The sequence below is a fragment of the Bradyrhizobium huanghuaihaiense genome (genome assembly GCF_007830635.1).
Classification (GTDB): domain Bacteria; phylum Pseudomonadota; class Alphaproteobacteria; order Rhizobiales; family Xanthobacteraceae; genus Bradyrhizobium; species Bradyrhizobium huanghuaihaiense.
Genome location: NZ_VLLA01000044.1, coordinates 18,276 through 38,579, shown reverse-complemented (window position 1 = coordinate 38,579; position 20,304 = coordinate 18,276). Strand labels below are relative to the sequence as shown.

The following is a 20,304-nucleotide window of genomic DNA, read 5'->3' as shown; positions in this document are numbered from 1 at the left end:
CGACGCACAAAATCCCCGTCGCGTCTTCATCTCCGGCCAGAAGCGCGGCGTTTTCGGTGTCATCAAGCGCGAGCTGCGCCGCCGCTCCGCCATCGAGCCCATCATCGGACACCTGAAGGCGGAAGGCCACCTCGGGCGCTGCTACCTCAAAGGCCGCGCCGGCGATGCCGCCAACGTCGTCCTCTCAGCCGTCGGACACAACTTCCGCCGCATCCTCGCCTGGCTGAGATATCTCTTGTGCCTGTTCCTGGCCCAGCTATGGCGCACGCTCGCCCGGCCAGCCTCGATCAATCCGGCTTCTTAACGGACGACTATTTAGAGCAACCATCCGTAATGCCATTTGTAGCGCCTTTTGTATTTTAGGCGGCGCAAATACATCAGGTCTATCAGTAAGTTGCTGGGAAGGCGGAATAATCCGCAATCGTGGTACAGTTGGGTGGGCTCGAACCACCGACCTCCTGTTCCACAGCCACATCCGATCTTTAGTCAGGGCTACTCATCCTTACTCATCCTTGCATTAATTATACTTTACGGTTCAATGACTTGGGCTCCACATGCTATCCATCTTTGATCGCGGCTGATCGCGGCTAATCACCCGGTTTGCCTCCGCTAAGCCTCCGCTAGATCGAGGATGGAGATGCCGAAGAAACGCCTCACAGAAGAGGCTTGCAATCGCATGAAGCCGACTGCTGGGAAGCAGATCGAATACCTCGACGCCGTGCTCCCAGGCCTAATGCTCCGTGTGAGCTATGGCGGCGCCAAGACCTTCGTCGCCATCTACTATGTCAATCATCGGACCAAGACCTTCAAGCTCGGCCGCTACCATCCAGATGGCGCCGACGAGTTTCCAGACCCCGAGAGCGGAGAGGAATGGCCGCGCGACCTAACGCTAACCGGCGCTCGTGATGCAGCTCGGAAATTCTTCGCCAAGCCCTCCGCCTTCCTGAGCCCGAAGAGTCACAGCCTGGCCAAGGCCTCCTTCAAAGTCGTGGCCCAGGCCTACCTTGAGCGCCATGCGGCCGGCTTCAGGTCCAAGTCGGAGCTGGAACGCTGCCTCAAGAAGTACGTGTATCCGGCACTCGGAGAGAAGCCCTTCAGGGGCATCAAGCGATCCGAGGTCATTACGCTCCGCTCGGATATCGCTGAGAACCACGGCGCCCGGATGGCCGACACCGTCTTTGGGATCGTCCGCGGCGTCATGCGGTGGTTCGAAGCCGAGGGCGATGACGACGACTACGTCTGCCCGATCAAAGCCCGGAAGCAGAAGGCAGCCCCGAAGAGCCGCCGCAAGCGGATCCTCACCCCGGATGAGATCAAGCTCGTCTGGAGGGCAGCCGACCAGCTCGGCCCCTATGGCAGCCTCGTCAAGCTACTCCTTCTGACGGCGCAGCGCCGTGACAAGGTCGTCACCATGCGCTGGGCCGATATTGAGGAGGATGTGTGGACCATTCCCAGCGAAGAGCGAGAGAAAGGCAACGCAGGCAAGCTCCGCCTGCCACCTCTCGCCATGGCAGTACTTGAGGGCATCCCCAAGATCGCGGAATGCTCCTACGTCTTCGCTGGCCGGTACGGCGACAAGCCGCTCAATTCGTTCAGCCAGGGTGCAGAAGAAATCCGAAAGCTGCTCCCGGCGACGATGCCTCGGTGGACTCTGCATGATCTCCGACGCACCGCGCGCACACTCATGACTGACCTTCGGATCGACGATCGCATTGCCGAGCAAGTCCTTGGCCACGCAATTGAAGGCGTCGAGGGCGTTTACAATTTGTCCCTCTATTTCGAGCAGAAGGCTGAGGCTCTTGCGCGTGTTGCGGGATATATCCAGCTGCTTGTCGAGCCAGCGCCTGCAAATGTGGTCGCGCTTGCTGCTCGCAAGGCGCGCGTCGCGGAAGCCGCTTCCGCTCAATAAGCAGCTCCGTCATCGCGTCTTCAGATTTCCGCTAGGTACATAGCAGACAATTTTCAGCGAATGACGGAGCCCGAAAATCGATTTGCGCGGCATTACCCAGATTTGATCTTTTTAGCCAAGAGATGATAAAATCCAGTCAGCCAATGATGGAGGCAATGTCACTTCCCGGCTCGGCCCTGAAGGCTGAGTTGAGTTGAGAGAATAAGCAGAAGCTGAGACCAGAGAGTCCACGGCGACGCCATCGAGCCCGCAAGCTTCTGCCGCTCGTGCTCAAATTTCGAAGTGACACGGCCGATCGAAGCCGCTGAGTTGAGACCAGCAGGCCAGATCCTCTAGCCAGCGACGAACTTCGGTTCGGCGCGCAGAAGGACTGTGCCTATGTCTAACAAAACTCCCACTAGATCAACTATTGGCCGCGTCCGCGCGGAAGCGATCCCCGACGATCGACTGCTATTTACGCGAAAGCAGGTCATGCGAATGCTTGGCGGCATCTCGTACCCGACTGTGATCCGCCTTGAACAGTCGGGCAAACTGCCACCGGTAAAACTGAGGGCTGGCAAGACCTGCAAAACCTTTTACCGGCGCTGCGAAGTCATGGCGCTCATCCCCACCTCCCCTACGGCTAACGATTGAGGAGAGCCCCGATGCAACACTTCGATCATGAAAAATTGGAAGACAAACTTCTTATGCGTTTGGTCGACATGTATCTCGATATGCCCGAACTGCGAGTCCTACTTCGACCAGAGCAGCAGCGCAGAGTTCTCGAGGCGCTTAGAACGCTTTCTGAGGAAACGAGTCTGCTGTTAAACGGAACGAGATCTTCCGCCGCCGAGAAAGATGCCAAGATTGATGCGGCACTCAGGCGTTTCATCAGCCGTTGCGTCAAATTGATCGCGAGCCCTTACTAAGCCGCGACGCTCGTTCGACAAAATAAGGGGCGCACCCCGACCACAAGGATGCGCCCCGCCAGCGCGCCGGCCGCCTCGCCAGCGCTCGAAACACCGCCCCATGAAAGCGATGCCATGCCCAAGAATAATGCCAAGCGCTCGCCAAGCGCCACCCCGTTGCTCGGCCCGGTTAGAAGCTCGTCGGCATCGGTAAAGCTCATCCGGCCCATCGATCTAGCCGCTCCGACTGTCGAAGCGCTGGACGAGCCGCTTATTGCGAATGTCGAGGCTTACATCGACACTGTCGAAATCACCTACCCTCGCCGGCCGAAAGGCCTGCTTGCTGAGGCGAGAGCCATCCTCGGCCGCAAGGGCTGGTTCAAGGACATCATCGACACCAAAGGCAATCGATGGGGCGTCCGCCTCCACCTACATCAGCCAACGCCAGAATTGCTTGCCGCGCTCGACAAATATGGTGGCAGCCTCGGCCGCTTCGATATCGCCTTCGACATAATCCCGCGCGACATGTCAATCGAGATGATGGCCAGGGTTATTCGCGAGTGCGCCATCCTGCGCTGGCGCCGCCCGCAGGCCATGTTCGAAATCGAAGGCACCCTGTATTGGACCGAGTGGCACCCTGGAGAAGTCAGGCCCGACCGCAATCTCGCCGAATACCATGACCTGCCGAGCAAGATTGATGGCCAGCCGGCTGTGCATCTAGAGCTGCGCTTCCAGACCTCCGACGCGACCAAGGCCCAAAACCTCCAGCGACCATCGCAGCTCGCGACGCTGAACCCCAGAGCGCTTTTCGACAGGCACATCCGGATCCTCGACTTTCAGCTGCACATTGCCGATGACATCAATAGCAGCGCCAACCCGGACCGCACACGCGGCTTCTATGAGCGCAATTATCAGAGACGGGTGCAGCTCTTCAAAGATCGGCAGCCGCACCTCATCAAGCTCTTGGAGCCGCTGAATAGCCGCTTCGCCATCAAGGATCACCTGACATGGGGAGCTGTTTCTGGTCCTAAGGACGCATTCACTTGGCTAACACGGGATCAGCAATCTCAGCATCTAGCTCAGTCTCAGCATCCATCTTCGGCTCTTATCATGCAGCCGGCCAACACCGAGGAAAAGCCATGAGCCGTGACGATGAAATGGACTATCGGCAAATATTCCCAGTCGAGGGGCGCAACCGGAAGCGATACACGGAGAAGCCGCGCAAACCTAAGGAACCCAAGAAGACCTATGGCTTCTTCACGCCGTCCCCCACCGAGGAGCGGAAAAAGAAAGCAAGGCCGACCCGGCGCAACCTCGGCAAGCGCTATGAGGATGACGGCCCACCCCAGCTCAGCATGGAAAAGATGATCAGAATGCAAGTTGCGAAAGACCTGAACCGATCCGCCAAAAGCATCGCGGCCGAACTCGATCGCCTCGGCTATGAGGCCGCTCCCATGACCGTGTCCATGATCCGGCAAGAGATGATCGGCGTGCTTCGCTTGTGCCAGAGGCACGGCAGCATTATCGTACCAACTTGGGATGACTAGCAGCTTCGGCGACACATCGGTAGTTGTAGCAAGAAGAGCGGAGGAAGACGAATGGTGGAAATTCCTGAAGACCGCATCAAAAACTGAACGTTAAGGGCCGCCTGACAGAGCAGATGTGGAGAGAAGCGAATTATGACGCCCTCTGGGAGGAAGCAATCGAGAAGATCTCTGTCGAGTTCGCGAAGAAGATCGCTGAATTTCACAAGATCGACTTCGGAGAGGACGAGAAAGGACTGTGGTTCGACGCAAGCCTTGAAATCATTGTGCCTCCGACGCCCCCAAGCAATGAGAAGATAGCAGCCGAGAGCAAAGCGAAACGGGCCGAACAATCCGCGCACGAGTGGCCCGAGATAGTCAAACGGTATAAGGAAAAAATGAAGAGCGCCAAAGGCCCGGATGCACCGAAGAAGTAGGTGCGCTGTCTTGTTACGGGCGGCGATTACAAAGTATTCGGAAGGGTTTTCTGAGCACTGAAAGACAAACAGGCCGAGCGAATATTTTTGCTCGAACGAGCGAGTGCCGCGCATTTTCTGATTTGCGACCAGAAGGTCGACAGCAGCAGACCTCCTTAGAAAGGCAGCCTTCCAGCACGGGGTTGCAATTAGCGGAGATATAGACCCAGCTTGCGCAAAATCTCGAAGCATCTGGAATGCAGATGGCTGCAAGCAAGCAACTAACTCAGCGAAAGACTAAAGCGAGATCACGCGTCACCAACGGCAAAAGTCTATTTCCGAAAGAAGTGGACCAGCGCACATTATACTACCGAAGATTTCGCGATCTCATCGATTTGCTTTCGGCTGATCTTGGCGGCGCCGATCGTCTTAGCACGAGCGAGATGGCGCTCGTGCGGACTGCGTCCACCCATATGACGGCTCTAGAGCAACTGGAGATGAACTTTGCTCTCGCTGAAGGCAAGGCATCGAATGACGACCTGATGCTTTACCAGACGCTCTCGAACTCGTTACGGCGGCTGCTCAAGGAACTCGGCATAAAGCGGGAGCCGCGCGACGTGACACCGGCCAGCCCTCGCGAGTATCTGCGCAGCCGCTTGATTGCTGACGATGATCCGCCTCGACTTAATGGAAGCCATCGAGTGAGGGCTGCATGATCCAGAGGTATCGAGCTTCCGCTGAACATGGGAAGCCCATACCTCGTCTTCGATCAAGGCAGGACGGCTCGATTATCGACTGCATACATGACCCTCAGCTCTTCGCGTCGTGGTTCGAGGACGATTGGCAGAGCTGGCAGCCATGGCTCGCTTTCCTCTGCGCTCTCTTCGCCCTGCCGATGGATGCAGACCAGCTCGGCATCTACCGCGAATGCACGTCCCGCAATGACGCGCCGAGTGAGATTGCAAGGGAAGCGTGGCTTGTCTGCGGGCGACGCGCCGGCAAGAGCTTCGTTCTCGCCCTCGTCGCGGTCTTCCTAGCCGCCTTCTTCGACTATCGGCCGTATCTTGCTCCTGGCGAGCGCGGTACCATCCTCGTTATCGCGGCGGACCGAAAGCAAAGCCGCGTCATTCTGCGTTACATCGCCGCCCTGCTCAAAGGGGTGCCGATGCTGGCTCAGCTCATCACCCGAGAGACGGCGGAGGGCTTCGATCTCGCTAACTCGGTCTCAATCGAGGTCGCCACCTGCTCTTTCCGCTCGGTACGTGGCTATACTCTCGTCGCGGCTCTCTTGGACGAAGTCGCCTTTTGGCGCGCGGAGGACAGCACCGAGCCCGACTATGAAGTCCTGAACGCGTTGCGGCCGGGGATGAGCACGATCCCCAATAGCATGCTGCTGTGTGCCAGCTCGCCCTATTCGCGGCGCGGGGTGCTCTATGAGGCGCATCGCGCGCATTTCGGCCGCGAGCATGACCCCGTCCTCGTCTGGCAAGCGGCGACCCGCCGGATGAACCCAAGCGTACCGCAAAGCTTCATTGACGCGGAAATGGAGCGCGACGCCGCATCCGCTCGCGCCGAGTATCTGGCTCAATTCCGAGCCGACATCGAAGACTTCATCACTCGCGAAGCCGTCGAGGCCTGCATCTCGAAAAATGTCTATGAGCGCGGTCGGATCGAAAGGATGAAGTATTCAGCCTTCTGCGACCCTTCAGGCGGCTCGGCCGACTCTATGACCCTGGCCATCGCTTCCAAGCAGAATGGCATCGCGACGCTCGACGCGTTGCGAGAGCGCAAGCCGCCCTTCTCGCCGGAGCAAGTTGTCGGAGAGTTTGCCAAGCTGCTCAAGTCGTACGGTATCACCAAGATTTTGGGGGATCGTTACGGCGGGGACTGGGTCAAGGAGCCCTTCAGGGCCCACGGCATCACCTATGACAGCGCGGCCAAGCCAAAGTCCGATCTCTATCGCGATTTCTTGCCGCTCGTGAATTCACGCAAGGTCGATCTGCTCGACCACCCGAAGCTCTTGCAGCAGCTCGTCGGCCTCGAGCGCCGTGTGACGCGATCCGGCAAGGACAGCATCGATCACGGCCCCGGCGCTCACGATGACATCGCCAATGCGGTAGCCGGCGCGCTCACAAGCGTCGGCGTGCGCAAGTACGCCTATGACTCGTCGATGGCCTGGGTCGGTACCGGCCATATCGATGACAACACGGATTTCCGAGCCGGGCGGATCACCCGGTATCTCTTCTCAGGAGGACTGATCAGATGAAGAGCGAAGTTTTCGATAGGGACGGCAAACGGATTACACTGGCCGGCAACGTAGTTCCGGATGGCGCCACCGTCCGAGTGGCGCAGATGATCATGGACGCAGCTCCCGCCGGGCTGCACCGCCCCGGATCGCTGCCGCTGGCGGATGTCGACCGCGATGCTCGGCAGGCCGCCTATGAAGACCGCAAGCGGAGCTTGTCAGATCGGTGGCGGCACCCGGCGCCTGCTCAGCCCCCCGCCGGCGCCAAAGCCCCCCAGACGACGCCGCCAGCACCGGTGGCGGGCGTGTCCGATGCCGAGGCTCGATATGCCGAGCGATGCGCGGCTGTTGAGCAGGCGTGGCGGAGGGCCTGACATGCTGCAATTGCCAACCCTAGCTCAGGTGAAGCTGGACCGGCTCGACACGCGCGCCATGGAGCTGCATGACGCCGTCGGCTCGATCGCGCGCCGAGCTTCCGAACTCTCCAGAGCGCGCAGCACGGCTCCCGCATCCGAGCTCGCGTCCATGGACCAAGAGCTGACGCGTCTTCAAGCTCGGCTTACCGATCTTCAAGAGCAGCATCGAAATTTGGCGAACCTCGTCGCCAACATCAAACGTTGGCTCTTGGGCGCGGCTGGGACCTATGAGATGGCAAAGCCGAGTCGCGCCACACCTGAGGCGACGAAGATGACCGCGGCGCAAGCTGTCTCGAACCTGCGAGCGCAGATCAAAGCGCTCGCTGCTGAGCGCGTGCGGGTACTACAAGCAGCGCTCCCCGCCGCCGACATCAAGAAGCTGGCATCCACTTATGTCGCTGCTCAGCGCGAGCGGGGCCGGCCAAAGATCACCTTCGATCATGGGCGGCCGTTCCAAGCGGATTTCAACACGTCGGTTGAGGGCGCTTGGACAGCAAAGCTTGATATTGGCGCCGCGCTTTCTTGGCTCGACCCCGCCGCGCTCGAGAAGAGGCTGCACGAGGAGATCGACAAGCTACCGCAGCCGGCGCTGACGATGTCGGCGGATGACCGCGCGGCCAAGCTGCTGGAGCTGGAGGCCGAGCTGCTGGCTCGCGAGCAAGAAGAGGAAGCGCTGATTGAACTCGCGCAAGAGCAAGGGTTGGCCTTGACTCGCAGGCTTGACGCGGACCCGCGCGCCGTACTCGGCATCGGGCTAGCGCGCGCCAAGAAGCAAAAGCCGGAGCGCGTCAGAGCCGATTAACAACATCCCTCCCGATCGCCATCGTCTCGGGAGGGCATGCCGGCTGGTCCTTAGGTCTTTCATCCCAGCCGGGGCGCGCAGTGTGCAGGTCGTGCCATCCAATAACAGCACACAGCTTGCGGCCCCTTCTTCCTTTCCGGGCGCGGCAGGCAGAGCGAGCCGCCGCTCCCTTGTCCCGCGTCCCGGCGGCGGCTCGCGCCTACCTCCGATTGTGGTAGCATACCCTCGGAAGCTGGAGGGATGCGCAATGACAGATACCGGAAATCCATGGGCCGAAGGCGGCCGAACATTGGATCCCGCCGAACTATTTCACCGATATGAGCTCTGCGTAGTGAGAGTGCAGGTCACCCTACCTTCAGGTGATATTGGAAACGGCACAGCCTTTCACATTGGTGGAGGCGCATTTGTCACAGCCAAGCACGTAGTCGAGGGAATGGCAGATATAGTCCTCTTTGAGGGCGATACTCGGTATGGCAAAGAGGGTCACCCGGTCACAAAGATCCTCCCTCACAGCAACGACGACATCGATCTCGCTATTTTACTCTCGGACCTCTGGAAGGATGTATTCGGAGATCACGCGGCTGAGGATCCTCCCAAGGGCGAGGATCATAAATTCATTCCTCTGCCAGAGCTATGGGATGACTGGATCGATGATCAATTTGTACTCACGAAGGGAATGATATGCGGCTATCCGCGTGTTCCTTTTTCCAGGCATCCGAACAAAGTAGCGGTTTCGGCTGAGATTAATGCCGACATTGACCGCTACGACAAAAGCTTTGTTCACTTCATAGTCTCTTCAGTTGCGCGTGGCGGTTTCAGTGGAGCTCCTTTCATTTGCCAATTCGATTTTTTACTTGGGGTGGTGACCGAAAGTTTAGCAGAAGGCAATGATACGCCGTTCATGGCGGTACTTGCCATCGAGCCGATCTACGACATCATCAATGCCAACGAGGAGCACCTCAAGGGTCGTTTGGACCACTACCTCTCGGGCTGGTCTAAAAACAAGAGCCGGGAGGCCTAGCGCGAAATGTCGATATCTTCTGGAGCAACCGCGAAGGGGTCGTCAATCGCAGCGTCGAGCGAGCGCCCGCATGCAATGGCCAGCGCAGGCGCTCGCCCTAGATCCGCTAGCTTCCACGAAGCGGCAATGAAATGACCGCCAGAGGTCATGACGTCGTCGACCAATATGATCTGCCCCAGCGGGACAGCTCCGGTAAGCGCCATGTTAGGGTAAAGGACGTTCGGATCTCGCGAGCCGCCATCCTCGCGAGAGCTTGGCCTCGCTTCAATGAAGCGAAGAACGGAAGTTGTCGTCGCATTCGGCACGCGAGCGGCAATTTCTTGCGCGATCTTATATGTCCTGAAATCTTCCGTTGAGGCGATGATGGTTTTACTCGACGGAATGGGAATAAGAATTTTCGGCTGATTGCCCAGTTGCACGATCTTAGCTGCAGCCCAGCTTGCGAACCATTTGATCGCAAGGTCCTTATTAGCGTTCACGATCTTGGTGTTCGTGCCATCAATAGGTACCCAGGTGTATGCATTGGGGTGCAGCTCTAAGCCCTTAACAGCCTTCACCAAATGAGTAGAATCATAATCCACGCGCCGCATCGATGGCACGTCACGAGTCAAGTATTGCGCTCGGCAGGCGGAGGAGAGCACGTCTGCTATTTCGATATGCGGTCCATGATGTCGTTCACGGACTCGAGTGGCACGGTTTTCTTATCGGTGAGAAAGCGCGCTGGCCAAGTCAAAGTCGGATCATCCAACACAGACTTTGCGATGAATAACCAACGTCCAAGGCGTAGACATTCAGCAGCTTGATGGAGCGTGCCCGATGTATCGGACGCCTCAATGATCACTGTGGCGTCGCTGATCGCGGCCATGACCCGGTTCCTGACCGGAAAGTTGGACCGAAATACACGCTCCCCTTCCTCGAAAGGTGATAAAAGTAAGTGGTGCTTGTAAATGACGGTCTGTAGGGCGGCGTTTTCTGCGGGGTAAGCTTTGTTGAGCGGCGTGCCGATGACGGCTGCCACCCGTCCATCACTCTCGATAGCACTTGAAAGCGCTGCCGTATCGACGCCTTTTGCGAGACCGCTCACAACGGTCACATGGTTTTCTGCCAATTGGCGAGCGAGCTTTGATGCGCGCTTCCAACCGTTCTCCGATACCTCGCGTGTTCCCACGATCGATACGCAAGGACTATCGAGGATGTCCAAGTCGCCGGCATAAAAGACCGAGGGTTCGCGGCTAGATGACCCCTCGCGCAAGAAATCGAGTTGCTTCTCGGCCAAGCTCCCTCGCCCGATTCTTGTCAGCAGCGCAGGCAGCGGAAACTGGTGGCGGGAGGCCGGCGCCACGTAGCCTGACCTTCGAGGGGCCGACGATCTGTTCATGCCTGTCGAAAGCATACGGCGAATCTCTGGGTCAATGGAACATTCTAACCTAAACGCGGTCTATTGCCACTCTGCGTTGTGACGAAAAGTCTTGTTCTTGTTTTGTTCATACACTACGGTAATATTCGATACCGTCAATGGCTTGTTGATTCTGGGGTTAAGCCGGCCGCCCGATCGGATTCGCGGCACCACTACCGGTGACACGCTTATAGAGGCTGGATCAGTACTCTGCTAACCGGATCGCCATGTACGAAGCTCGCAAGATCTGTAACTTTCTTCTGGCGAACTTCGACGCGGTCGAGTTTGACCTGACAAATCTTCGTATCAACAAGCTTTTGTTTTTCATCCAAGCGGGCTCGCTCAGGCTCCTACCGGAGGGCCTAATCCGCAATCATTTTGAGGCATGGCAATTCGGACCGGTCGTCCGACCTGTGTTCGATTCCTTCAAAATATACAAGGAAGGTCCGATCAGAGGCCCAGCTCAATATCTCGATTACGCGTCCGGCACCCGGATTCCGGTGCCTTACGATGACATCCGCGAGGACCATCTCCGAATTATTACCCAGGAGTTCAATAACTACAGTCGCTTCACAACAGGCCAGCTCGTTTCACTTTCGCACGAGCCGAATGGTCCCTGGGACATCGTGTACCGAGCCCATCTCGCTGATCCGACCACGAGTCCCCGTATTCCAAATCAGCTTATCCGCCGGCATTTTGCTGGGGAGGAGAAATCCACAGTCCGTCATTGAGGGCGGTTCCGCGGTATATTGTGCGCGCCGGCCGAATCGCCCTACCTCTTGGCATTCGGCTCCATGTCACAGGAGGGACCTAGATGGCAGGGCGCGGAAAGTACTTTGAGCTGTTAGATTTTCCTAAGTTTGCATATCCCTCGGTTGTGGGCATGGACGCTGCTTCGACCGCTAACAACCTTATCGAGCGTTTAGCGGGACAGGGCTTCATGTCCTACAGCACGATCTGGCCGCGCTTGGAGCCGATCGTAGCAGGGTACGCTACCGAATCGTTTATCGCCTCGGAATTCAGCCCCTATGAACAAGACTGGAAGAACAACAGTCTTCAAGACGTTGTCCGGCTGCTAAAGCAATACTTCGGTGGCCGCGGCAGATGGTATCGGCACCCACTTCAACCGACGAAAGTCCTCGGGTTCTGGTTTAAGCCCAGCATCAAAGGGGTGTGGTGGGTTGATGGCCAGGCTTATGCAGTGTTGATCAATGCTCGAAAACAGCAGCGCCTCTTTCCAGACCATATTCGCTTTCTCGCACGAGGCGTTCACGAGCTACACTGCATCGATGACCCGAACGATCCGATACCCCTGATCATCGATGTCAGCGAGCCGGAGCGGGGTAAGGGACGCCTTCTCAGAGCCTACGAGATGCCCGTCGAGAAAGCGATTTCGCTCGACGAGTTCGATGAGGCCGTGAGGCAATTCTTAAAGGCGCTGGAGATGGCGGGAGTCGCACTCCCAGCTGATGCTGCCGATGTCATCGATCTGTTCAAGAAGAAGTAGCAAGGCGCGTATCACGCTCAGTAGCCGTCGCGAAATTTAGAGCGCAAGCGCCAACCTGTCTTAAAGCCGCGTCATCGTCGTGACGCGGCTTTCTTCGTATCAGGCGCCGTCTCCGCTATAGCCTCCGCTAAGCGAATTTCGCCATTCTCGTGTATCAATGTAAGAGGCTGAAATCATTGGTACAGTTGGGTGGGCTCGAACCACCGACCTCCTGTTCCACAGACAGGCGCTCTAACCAACTGAGCTACAACTGCATCCTTGCGAGCCGCCCGGGGGGCGCCCTTGCTAGGGCCGACAACCGAGGGGGCTGAACGGGGCGGAAACTAGGTGCAACGGCTCCGTTTGGCAAGGCCGCCGCCGGGCTAAAATCCGGCCAAAATCACCTTATTCCAGAACAAAACCCGGGCCCTGGGGCCCGGGTTTCTTAACTTGATCGATCCGCCGGTCTGATCAGGCGGCGGGCTTGTAGAACTTGGCGGCGCTCGCCTTGATCGGCTCGGCGGTCTCGTTGGCGACGCGCTGGCTGATCTCGACCAGCTCCTTGGCCTGGGCCTGGAAGGTCTCGAGCTGCTTGCGGGCGTGGCCGTTCCACAGCGAGAACGCGTCCGACGGCGACTTGGCGCTGAGCAGCTCCTGGGCGAAGTCCAGCGAGGCCGTGGAGTTGGCCTTCATGAACTCGACCAGCTTGGCGGTGTACTCGCTGGCGCCCTTGGAGGCGCAGGTGAACACGGCCTCGACGGTGCCGTTGTGGGTCTCGGCCGCGTCCTTGAACTTGGCGTAGCTCTCGCGGGCCTGCGATACGCCCTTCTCGGCGAACGCACGCATCTGCTCGGGAACCTCGAACGGAATGATCGAGGCAGAAAACGGATCAGTCGCACCTGTCATGTTGGTCCCTCACGCTAATCTAGAAAAAATGGAGTGAGCCTTACGGCGCGCCCGCCGGCCAACCGGGGCCATCTGTTGGCGGGTACGAAGACTGGATACGCGAAACAAACGAGATGACTCGCCCAGCGCCCAGCATTGTGGCTGCCTAACATGTCAACATTGTGCAGCGCAATGCATCGGGCGGGTGCGGCGCGAAATTTAATCCCGGGGAAGGCGAGGTTCCTCAGGTGGGGAACCCGAGGTTGAGGTAGTCGGGTGCCGTGGAGAACGATGCAGCGGGGCACTTTCTTACCCTCCCCTGGAGGGGGAGGGTCGGCTCGCAGCGCGTAGCGATGCGAGACGGGGTGGGGTGACAGTCTCTCCACGGAGGCAGTGCCCGAGGGGAGAGATCACCCCACCCCGCTCGCGCTGCGCGCGATCGACCCTCCCCCTCCAGGGGAGGGTGGCACCGAGGATGCCGCGCGCAGCTTCGGCAACCGGCCTGACCATCGCCGCCCCCCGCAAATCCTGCGGATGCAGCATCGCTGCGGCTTGCGGGTTCGACCGGATTAAGGTTATCGCGGCTTTCGGCCGCTCTCCGCCAGTCGGGGCCGTGGACCTGCCCGCGCCCGCGGGCGATACTAACCCTTTCTTAAGGCTGCCATTCCGGCAAGCCGCCCCGCCAAGACGCCGACAGCGAGACGTGAAGCCGGTTGGATGAGTAGTTCGGATTTCCAGTTGCGAGGTGTGGGCGATCCGCGGCTGGCCGTGCATGCGACCTCGCAGCTCGCCACCTGGCTCTTCGCGATCGACGGGAGCCGCGTGCTGTGGGCCAATCCGGTCGGCGCAAGGCTGTTCGGCGCGGCCCATGCCACAGCGCTCGCAGAGAAGATCTTCGGCCCCGCCGACAGCCATCGCCGCCAGGTGGCCCGGCTCGCCCGCCAGCTGCCGGCGAGCGGCGCCGTGCGGCTGGAGCGGCTGCGCGGCTTCGGCGCCCGGCTCGGCACGCTGATGACCTGCGCCTGCGCGCGGCTCGACTTTGCCGACGGCAAGAACGGCGTGCTCGTCACCGCGCTGGACCCGACCGGGCAAGCCATGCCGCTGGTCGAGCGGCTGCATCGCCTGGTCGAGGCCGCGAAGGTGCCGATGGCGGCGTTCGCGCCCGACGGCCTGTTCGTCGGCGCCAGCGAGGCCGCCCGTTCCCTGCTCGGCTTCCGTGACCTCGACGAGGCCGGCCTCGAGCAGGCGCGCAGCGATGCGCTAGCCCGCGGCCGCGTCGAGACGCCGATCGGCATCGGGCAGATGGTGCTGCAACGGGTCGGCATCGGCGCCGATGTCGGCCTGGTCGCGCTGATCGAGCCGGCTGCGGCGCAGGCGGCGGCTGCGGATGCTGCGCGCGAAGCGCCTGTGCCTCCGGCCACGGCGCCGGACGATGTGCCGCCTGCACCGCCAAACGAGGCTGCATCGGAAATCACGCTGTTCGATGCCTTTGCCGAGCCGGCCGACACGCCTGCGCACGAGCCGGCATCGGAGATCGTGTCGATCCAGGACGCCGCAGCACCTGAGGCGCCTGCCGCGGAAACGACCGGCGAAGCCAGCGACACCGCGCCAAAGACTCCGGTTGAAAACCCGCACGCAGCCATTGTGCCGCCGCAGGCCGTGCCCACCACTGGTGGCATGGTCGAGCCGCCGCCCGCTCCCGCAGAGACACCGCGCCAGCATCCGCTGCGTTTCCTCTGGCAGATGGATGCGCAGGGCCGCTTCGTGCTGGCGTCCAGCGACTTCATCCGCCTGATGGGCGCGCACACCGCGGCCGGCTTCGGCCGCCCCTGGCGCGAGATCGCCGAGGAATTTTCGCTCGACCCCGAGGGACGCGTCGCGCAGGCGCTCGCCAGCCACGACACCTGGGCCGGGATCACCGTGAACTGGCCGGCCGATGGCGGCGAGCATCTGCCGGTCGAGCTCGCCGGCCTGCCGGTCTACGACCGCGAGCGCAACTTTGCGGGCTTCCGCGGCTTTGGCGTCTGCCGCGATCTCGACGGCCTCAACCGGCTCGATGCGCTGCGTCGCTTCGAGCTGTTCGTCAAACCGCACGCGCCGCAAAGCCCGTCCGCCGATGGCGTCGAGCCCGAGCCTGTGGCGGAGGCACCGCCGCCGCCGATCGAGCCGCCTGCACCTGAGTCTGAGCCAACACCTGAACTGCCCGAACCCGTCACCGAAGCGAATTCACACCCAACCGATTTGGAAACGCCAGTGGAAACGCCTCCCAACGTCGTGCCGTTCCGCCCCGCCAGCGATGCGAGATCGCCGACGCTGACGCCTGTCGAGAACAGCGCGTTCAACGAGCTCGCGCGGCAATTGTCCGAGCGGCTCGAACGCGAGCGCGAGAGCATCGCAGCAGCCGGCGCCGAGCCGCCGGCCGCGGACAGTGCGCCCGAGCCGCCGCTGTCCGAGCCTGAGCCCGAACCTCTGACGCCACCCGCACCGGCCGAATGGCTGACCGAGGCGGCGCCGCCGGCGCGCGGCACCAGCCTCCGCGACCGCACGCTGCTCGACCTGTTGCCGACGGGCATTTTGATCTATCGCTTCGACCGCCTGCTCTACGCCAACCCGGCGTTCCTCGCGCGCATGGGCTATGACAGCCTCAGCGCGCTGGAGCATGCCGGCGGGCTGGACGCGCTCTATGTCGAACCGGGCGTGTCGCCCGCCAGCAGCGCGTCGCAAGCCGGCACGCCGGTGACGATCAGCGCGACGCTTGCCAATGGCGAAGCGCCGCTGCCGACCACCGACGCGCATCTGCACAGCATCGACTGGGACGGCGACAGCGCGCATGCGCTGATCTGCGCGCTGCCGCAAGCCGCACCCGCTGCCCTCGCGGTCGCAGCGCCGCCCGTCGTTGCCGAGCCCATCATCCCCGAGTCCTTCCCCTACGCGCCCGATCTGGAGCCTGCGGCCGGCGATGCCGATGCGGAAGATCTCGCCGCGATCCTCGACACCACCGCCGAGGGCATCGTCATGTTCGATGCCGAAGGCAACATCCACGCCTGCAACCGCAGCGCCGAGGCGCTGTTCGGCTATGACGGCGAGGCGCTGCTCGAGCAGAACCTGGCGACGCTGTTCGCGCCTGAGAGCCAGCAGGTCGTCGCCGACTATCTGGGCAGCGTGAAGAGCCAGGACATCGCGAGCCTGCTCGACCATGGCCGCGAGGTGCTGGGACGCGAGAAGAAGGGCGGCGTCATTCCGCTCGCCATGATCATGGGCCGCACCCGGCCCGACGGCCCGAACTTCTTCGCCGTGTTCCGCGACCTCTCGCAGAGCAAGAAGGGCGAGAGCGAGCTGACGCAGGCCCGCCGCCTCGTCGACGGCGCGGCGAATGCCAAGGCCGACATGCTGGCGCGGATCAGCCACGAGATCCGCACCCCGCTCAACGCCATCATCGGCTTTGCCGAGGTGATGATCTCGGAGCGCTTCGGCACGCTCGGCAACGAGCGCTACGGCGAATACATGAAGGACATCCGCGCCTCCGGCGAGCGCGTCATCGCCATCATCGACGATCTCCTGGAGCTGTCGCGGATCGAGACCGGCAAGCTCGACCTCACCTTCGCCAATCTCAGCCTCAACGACCTGGTCGAGGCCTGCGTCGTGGTGATGCAGCCGCAGGCCAATCGCGAGCGCATCATCATCCGCACCTCGCTCGCCCATGCGCTGCCGCAGGTGAGCGCGGACGCGCGCGCGATGCGGCAGATCACCATGAACCTGATCTCGAACTCGATCCGGCTGGCGAGCGCCGGCGGCCAGGTCATCGTCTCCACCGCGATGACCGACCGCGGCGAGATCGCGCTGCGCATCCGCGACACCGGCCATGGCCTCTCGGAGCGCGAGGTCGCCGCCGCGATGGAGCCGTTCCGCACCCCGCCGCCGGGGGATGCCGCCGACAATTCCGCGCTCAATCTGTCGCTGACGAAAGCGCTGGTCGAAGCCAACCGCGCCCGGTTCAACATCAAGAGTTCAGGGAATTCCGGCACGCTGATCGAAGTGGTGTTCGCACCGGCGCTGGCGCGGGCTTGAGCGACGACTATCGCATTCGACCTCCGTCATTGCGAGCGAAGCGAAGCAATCCAGACTGCCTCCGCGGTGAGACCTGGATTGCTTCGCTTCGCTCGCAATGACGATGTGGATACAGCTCGAGCAAAAAAGGGCACGGCTTGCGCCGTGCCCCTTCGCATTCATCGTGCCTGATCTCAGTGATAGATCTCGAACAGGCCGGCGCCGCCCTGGCCGCCGCCGATGCACATCGTCACCACGCCCCACTTGGCCTTGCGCCGCGCGCCTTCCTGCAGCAGATGGCCGGTGAGACGGGCGCCGGTCATGCCGAAGGGATGGCCGATCGCGATCGAGCCGCCATTGACGTTGTACTTGGCGGGATCGATGCCGAGCTGGTCGCGGCAATACAGGCACTGGCTGGCGAAGGCCTCGTTGAGCTCCCACAGATCGATGTCGTCGATCTTGAGGCCGGTGCGCTTCAAGAGCTTCGGGATCGCGAACACCGGGCCGATGCCCATCTCATCGGGCTCGCAGCCCGCGGTCGCCCAGGCGACGAAGCGGCCGAGCGGCTTGAGACCGCGCTTCTCGGCGTCCTTGGCTTCCATCAGCACGACGGCAGCGGCGCCATCGGAGAGCTGGCTGGCATTGCCGGCGGTGACGAACTTGCCGGCGCCCTTCACCGGCTCAAGCTTGGCGAGGCCCTCCATCGTGGTCTCGGGCCGGTTGCACTCGTCGCGATCGACGACGTAGTCGACGATGCTCTCCGCCTTGGTCTGCTTGTCCACGACCTTCATCCTGGTCTTCATCGGGACGATCTCGTCCTTGAACTTGTTCGCCTGCTGTGCGGCGGCCATGCGGCGCTGCGATTCCAGCGAGAACTCGTCCTGGTATTCGCGGCTGAGCTTGTAGCGCTCGGCGACGATGTCGGCGGTGTCGATCATCGCCATGAAGATGTCGGGGGCGACCTTGAGCAGCTCCGGATCGACCCATTCCTTCGGCGAGCCGCCGCCGGGGATCGAGATGCTTTCGACGCCACCGGCGACGATGCAGTCGGCGCCGTCCGAGCGGATCGAGTTCGCGGCCATCGCGATGGTCTGCAGCCCCGAGGAGCAGAAGCGGTTCACGGACACGCCGGCGGTGGTCTTCGGCAGACCCGCGAGCAGCGCGGCCTGGCGGCCGATGTTCGGCGCGCCGTGGGCGCAATTGCCGAGATAGCAGTCCTCGACATAGTCCTTCTCGACGCCGGCGCGGTCGACGGCGTGGTGAATGGCGTGCGCCGCAAGCGACATCGGCGGCGTGATGTTGAACCCGCCGCGGCCGGATTTTGCGAGGCCCGTGCGCGCATAGGAAACGATGACGGCTTCACGCATTGTTTTCTCCCTTGTCGAACGATTTTGAACGGAGCGTAGTTACGAGGCGTCCTGGACGCCATTGGTACACAAAGATTGGCGGGTGCGGGGAAAATAAAAACGCCGCCTCCGCGATGGAGACGGCGTTGTTCCGCGTGTCGGAATATATGATGGCCGTCATTCCGCGGTGCGCACACCGCGGGGCGACCGCGCCTTAGAACGTCAGCGCCTTGGCCTGCTTGACCTGCGGCAGGGCCTGCACCTTGGCGAGCACGTCCGCCGGCACCACGCCGTCGACCTCGACCAGCGCAATGGCATCGCTGCCGGGGGCGACGCGGCCGAGATGGAAGGTCGCGATGTTGATCTTGGCGTCGCCAAGGAGGCTTGCGAACTTGCCGATGAAGCCCGGCTTGTCCTCGTTGGTGATGTAGATCATCGATTTGCCGAACTCGGCATCGACCCGGATGCCCTTGACGTCGACGAGGCGCGGCTTGCCGTCGTGATAGACGGTGCCGGAGACCGAGCGCTCCTGGCGTTCGGTCGCGACCGTGACGGTGATCAGGCTCTCATAGTCGCTCTGGGCCGCGCGCACGATCTCGTCCACGACCATGCCGCGCTCCTTGGCGACGACCGGTGCCGAGACGACGTTGACCTCGCCCAGCATCGGCCGCAGCAGGCCCGACAGCACGGCAGAGGTGATCGCCTTGATCTTCATCTCGGCGACGTGACCCTCATAGGTGATCTCGACCTTGAGGATGCCGGATTCAGTGAGCTGGCCGGCGAACGAGCCGAGCTTCTCGGCGAGCGCGATGAACGGCTTCAGCTTCGGCGCCTCTTCCGCCGTGATCGAGGGGAAGTTAACCGCGTTCGAGATCGCGCCGGTGAGCAGGTAATCCGACATCTGCTCGGCGACCTGGAGAGCGACGTTCTCCTGCGCTTCCGTGGTGGAGGCGCCGAGATGCGGGGTGCAGATCACGTTGGGATGGCCGAACAGCACGTTGGAGGTCGCGGGCTCCTCGACGAAGACGTCGAAGGCGGCGCCCGCGATGTGCTTGGAGTTGAGCGCCTCGACCACCGCCTGCTCGTCGACCAGGCCGCCGCGGGCGCAGTTGATCAGGCGCACGCCCTTCTTCATCTTGGCGATGGCGGTGGCGTCGATGATGTTCTTGGTCTTCTCGGTCAGCGGGGTGTGCAGCGTGATGAAGTCGGCGCGCTTGAGGAGATCGTCGAGATCGACCTTCTCGACGCCGATGTCCTTGGCACGCTCGGGCGACAGGAACGGATCGAAGGCGACGACCTTCATGCGCAGGCCGAGCGCGCGGTCGGCGACGATCGAGCCGATATTGCCGCAGCCGACCACGCCGAGCACCTTGCCGGTGATCTCGACGCCCATGAAACGGTTCTTCTCCCATTTGCCGGCCTGGGTGGAGGCGTCGGCCTGCGGGATCTCGCGCGCCAGCGCCAGCATCAGGGTGATGGCGTGCTCGGCGGTCGTGATCGAATTGCCGAACGGCGTGTTCATCACGATGATGCCCTTGGCCGTGGCGGCCGGGATCTCGACATTGTCGACGCCGATGCCGGCGCGGCCGATCACCTTGAGGTTCGTCGCCTTCTCCAGGATCTTGGCGGTCGCCTTGGTGGCGGAGCGGATCGCAAGGCCGTCGTAATTGCCGATGATCTCGGCGAGCTTGTCCTTGTCCTTGCCGAGATTGGGCTGGAAGTCGACCTCGACACCGCGGTCTTTGAAGATCTGAACGGCGGCGGGCGAGAGCGCATCGGAAATGAGAACTTTGGGTTTGGTCATGGGGATGTCTTCCTTCACACCCTCCCCTGGAGGGGGAGGGTCGGCGCGAAGCGCCGGGGTGGGGTGAAGCCGCAAAAAAGAAAATCGCCGGCGCGCCGTGTGGAGAGATCACCCCACCCCG

The 20,304-nt window shown here is 61.5% G+C and carries 19 protein-coding genes and 1 tRNA gene; 14 read left to right on the top strand and 6 right to left on the bottom strand.

The genetic code is table 11. The features are described 5' to 3' along the window. The 11 genes from IQ16_RS41585 to IQ16_RS41535 form a co-directional block, all read left to right on the top strand. Window positions 1-304 (top strand): transposase (locus IQ16_RS41585; RefSeq protein WP_488226084.1); only part of this gene is annotated, 304 nt, incomplete at its 5' end. 333 nt (window positions 305-637) lie between these two features. Next, complete coding sequence (locus IQ16_RS41580; RefSeq protein WP_158646971.1) at window positions 638-1,909, top strand: tyrosine-type recombinase/integrase; 1,272 nt, start codon at window positions 638-640, stop codon at window positions 1,907-1,909. Between the two features lie 644 nt (window positions 1,910-2,553). Then, complete coding sequence (locus IQ16_RS41575) at window positions 2,554-2,817, top strand: hypothetical protein (RefSeq protein ID WP_145832190.1); 264 nt, start codon at window positions 2,554-2,556, stop codon at window positions 2,815-2,817. A 48-nt stretch (window positions 2,818-2,865) separates the two neighbouring features. Continuing rightward, window positions 2,866-3,939 carry a hypothetical protein gene (locus IQ16_RS41570; RefSeq protein ID WP_145832189.1) on the top strand — a complete coding sequence of 358 codons (1,074 nt, stop codon included), beginning with the start codon at window positions 2,866-2,868 and terminating at the stop codon, window positions 3,937-3,939. Next, window positions 3,936-4,343 carry a hypothetical protein gene (locus IQ16_RS41565; RefSeq protein ID WP_145832188.1) on the top strand — a complete coding sequence of 136 codons (408 nt, stop codon included), beginning with the start codon at window positions 3,936-3,938 and terminating at the stop codon, window positions 4,341-4,343. The genes IQ16_RS41570 and IQ16_RS41565 overlap by 4 nt, the downstream gene beginning before the upstream one ends. Window positions 4,344-4,456: 113 nt before the next feature. Then, window positions 4,457-4,756, top strand: a complete 300-nt coding sequence (locus IQ16_RS41560) for a hypothetical protein (protein ID WP_145832187.1) — start codon at window positions 4,457-4,459, stop codon at window positions 4,754-4,756. Window positions 4,757-4,998: 242 nt separating this feature from the next. After that, window positions 4,999-5,451 (top strand): hypothetical protein, encoded by a 453-nt coding sequence (locus tag IQ16_RS41555; protein ID WP_145832186.1) that lies wholly within the window; start codon window positions 4,999-5,001, stop codon window positions 5,449-5,451. Then, the gene (locus tag IQ16_RS41550; RefSeq protein ID WP_244636063.1) at window positions 5,448-7,001 is read left to right on the top strand and encodes a hypothetical protein; all 1,554 of its coding nucleotides are present in this window, start codon (window positions 5,448-5,450) and stop codon (window positions 6,999-7,001) included. The genes IQ16_RS41555 and IQ16_RS41550 overlap by 4 nt, the downstream gene beginning before the upstream one ends. After that, window positions 6,998-7,354 carry a hypothetical protein gene (locus IQ16_RS41545; RefSeq protein ID WP_145832185.1) on the top strand — a complete coding sequence of 119 codons (357 nt, stop codon included), beginning with the start codon at window positions 6,998-7,000 and terminating at the stop codon, window positions 7,352-7,354. Before IQ16_RS41550 ends, IQ16_RS41545 begins: the two co-directional genes overlap by 4 nt. 1 nt (window position 7,355) lies before the next feature. Next, on the top strand, window positions 7,356-8,198 hold the full coding sequence (locus IQ16_RS41540; protein WP_145832184.1) for a hypothetical protein: 843 nt from the start codon (window positions 7,356-7,358) through the stop codon (window positions 8,196-8,198). Window positions 8,199-8,445: 247 nt separating this feature from the next. Then, a complete protein-coding gene (locus IQ16_RS41535; protein WP_145832183.1) occupies window positions 8,446-9,219 on the top strand; it encodes a S1 family serine peptidase in 774 nt (257 codons plus the stop codon). On the opposite strand, the gene IQ16_RS41530 is transcribed toward IQ16_RS41535, so the two are convergent. Continuing rightward, window positions 9,216-9,800: a hypothetical protein gene (locus tag IQ16_RS41530; RefSeq protein WP_145832182.1), complete on the bottom strand. Its 585-nt coding sequence runs from the start codon at window positions 9,798-9,800 to the stop codon at window positions 9,216-9,218. The two genes, IQ16_RS41535 and IQ16_RS41530, sit on opposite strands and share 4 nt — an antisense overlap. A gap of 65 nt (window positions 9,801-9,865) precedes the next feature. Beyond that, entirely contained in the window at window positions 9,866-10,495 is a 630-nt protein-coding gene (locus tag IQ16_RS41525; RefSeq protein ID WP_244636061.1) for a DNA-processing protein DprA, read from the bottom strand. Window positions 10,496-10,842: 347 nt separating this feature from the next. Here IQ16_RS41525 and IQ16_RS41520 point away from each other — a divergent pair, with 347 nt between their 5' ends. Then, entirely contained in the window at window positions 10,843-11,346 is a 504-nt protein-coding gene (locus IQ16_RS41520) for a Panacea domain-containing protein (protein ID WP_145832181.1), read from the top strand. A gap of 83 nt (window positions 11,347-11,429) precedes the next feature. Next, complete coding sequence (locus IQ16_RS41515; protein ID WP_145832180.1) at window positions 11,430-12,122, top strand: hypothetical protein; 693 nt, start codon at window positions 11,430-11,432, stop codon at window positions 12,120-12,122. 177 nt (window positions 12,123-12,299) lie between these two features. Here the strand turns inward: IQ16_RS41515 and IQ16_RS41510 are convergent. Next, window positions 12,300-12,376, bottom strand: a tRNA-His gene (locus IQ16_RS41510). 196 nt (window positions 12,377-12,572) lie between these two features. Beyond that, the gene (locus IQ16_RS41505) at window positions 12,573-13,007 is read right to left on the bottom strand and encodes a phasin (RefSeq protein WP_018647931.1); all 435 of its coding nucleotides are present in this window, start codon (window positions 13,005-13,007) and stop codon (window positions 12,573-12,575) included. Between the two features lie 696 nt (window positions 13,008-13,703). Between IQ16_RS41505 and IQ16_RS41500 the strand changes: the two genes are divergently transcribed. Next, entirely contained in the window at window positions 13,704-17,054 is a 3,351-nt protein-coding gene (locus IQ16_RS41500; protein ID WP_018647932.1) for a PAS domain-containing sensor histidine kinase, read from the top strand. A 173-nt stretch (window positions 17,055-17,227) separates the two neighbouring features. Here IQ16_RS41500 and IQ16_RS41495 read toward each other — a convergent pair whose 3' ends face one another. Beyond that, entirely contained in the window at window positions 17,228-18,400 is a 1,173-nt protein-coding gene (locus IQ16_RS41495; RefSeq protein WP_018647933.1) for a thiolase family protein, read from the bottom strand. A 193-nt stretch (window positions 18,401-18,593) separates the two neighbouring features. Continuing rightward, complete coding sequence (serA, locus tag IQ16_RS41490; RefSeq protein ID WP_018647491.1) at window positions 18,594-20,183, bottom strand: phosphoglycerate dehydrogenase; 1,590 nt, start codon at window positions 20,181-20,183, stop codon at window positions 18,594-18,596. Window positions 20,184-20,304 lie beyond the last annotated feature (121 nt).

Coding starts and splice junctions, on each gene's coding strand:
- IQ16_RS41580 (WP_158646971.1), top strand. CDS start 638: ATGCCGAAGAAACGCCTCACAGAAGAGGCTTGCAATCGCATGAAGCCG.
- IQ16_RS41575 (WP_145832190.1), top strand. CDS start 2,554: ATGCAACACTTCGATCATGAAAAATTGGAAGACAAACTTCTTATGCGT.
- IQ16_RS41570 (WP_145832189.1), top strand. CDS start 2,866: ATGCGCCCCGCCAGCGCGCCGGCCGCCTCGCCAGCGCTCGAAACACCG.
- IQ16_RS41565 (WP_145832188.1), top strand. CDS start 3,936: ATGAGCCGTGACGATGAAATGGACTATCGGCAAATATTCCCAGTCGAG.
- IQ16_RS41560 (WP_145832187.1), top strand. CDS start 4,457: ATGTGGAGAGAAGCGAATTATGACGCCCTCTGGGAGGAAGCAATCGAG.
- IQ16_RS41555 (WP_145832186.1), top strand. CDS start 4,999: ATGGCTGCAAGCAAGCAACTAACTCAGCGAAAGACTAAAGCGAGATCA.
- IQ16_RS41550 (WP_244636063.1), top strand. CDS start 5,448: ATGATCCAGAGGTATCGAGCTTCCGCTGAACATGGGAAGCCCATACCT.
- IQ16_RS41545 (WP_145832185.1), top strand. CDS start 6,998: ATGAAGAGCGAAGTTTTCGATAGGGACGGCAAACGGATTACACTGGCC.
- IQ16_RS41540 (WP_145832184.1), top strand. CDS start 7,356: ATGCTGCAATTGCCAACCCTAGCTCAGGTGAAGCTGGACCGGCTCGAC.
- IQ16_RS41535 (WP_145832183.1), top strand. CDS start 8,446: ATGACAGATACCGGAAATCCATGGGCCGAAGGCGGCCGAACATTGGAT.
- IQ16_RS41520 (WP_145832181.1), top strand. CDS start 10,843: ATGTACGAAGCTCGCAAGATCTGTAACTTTCTTCTGGCGAACTTCGAC.
- IQ16_RS41515 (WP_145832180.1), top strand. CDS start 11,430: ATGGCAGGGCGCGGAAAGTACTTTGAGCTGTTAGATTTTCCTAAGTTT.
- IQ16_RS41505 (WP_018647931.1), bottom strand. CDS start 13,007: ATGACAGGTGCGACTGATCCGTTTTCTGCCTCGATCATTCCGTTCGAG.
- IQ16_RS41500 (WP_018647932.1), top strand. CDS start 13,704: ATGAGTAGTTCGGATTTCCAGTTGCGAGGTGTGGGCGATCCGCGGCTG.
- IQ16_RS41495 (WP_018647933.1), bottom strand. CDS start 18,400: ATGCGTGAAGCCGTCATCGTTTCCTATGCGCGCACGGGCCTCGCAAAA.
- serA (WP_018647491.1), bottom strand. CDS start 20,183: ATGACCAAACCCAAAGTTCTCATTTCCGATGCGCTCTCGCCCGCCGCC.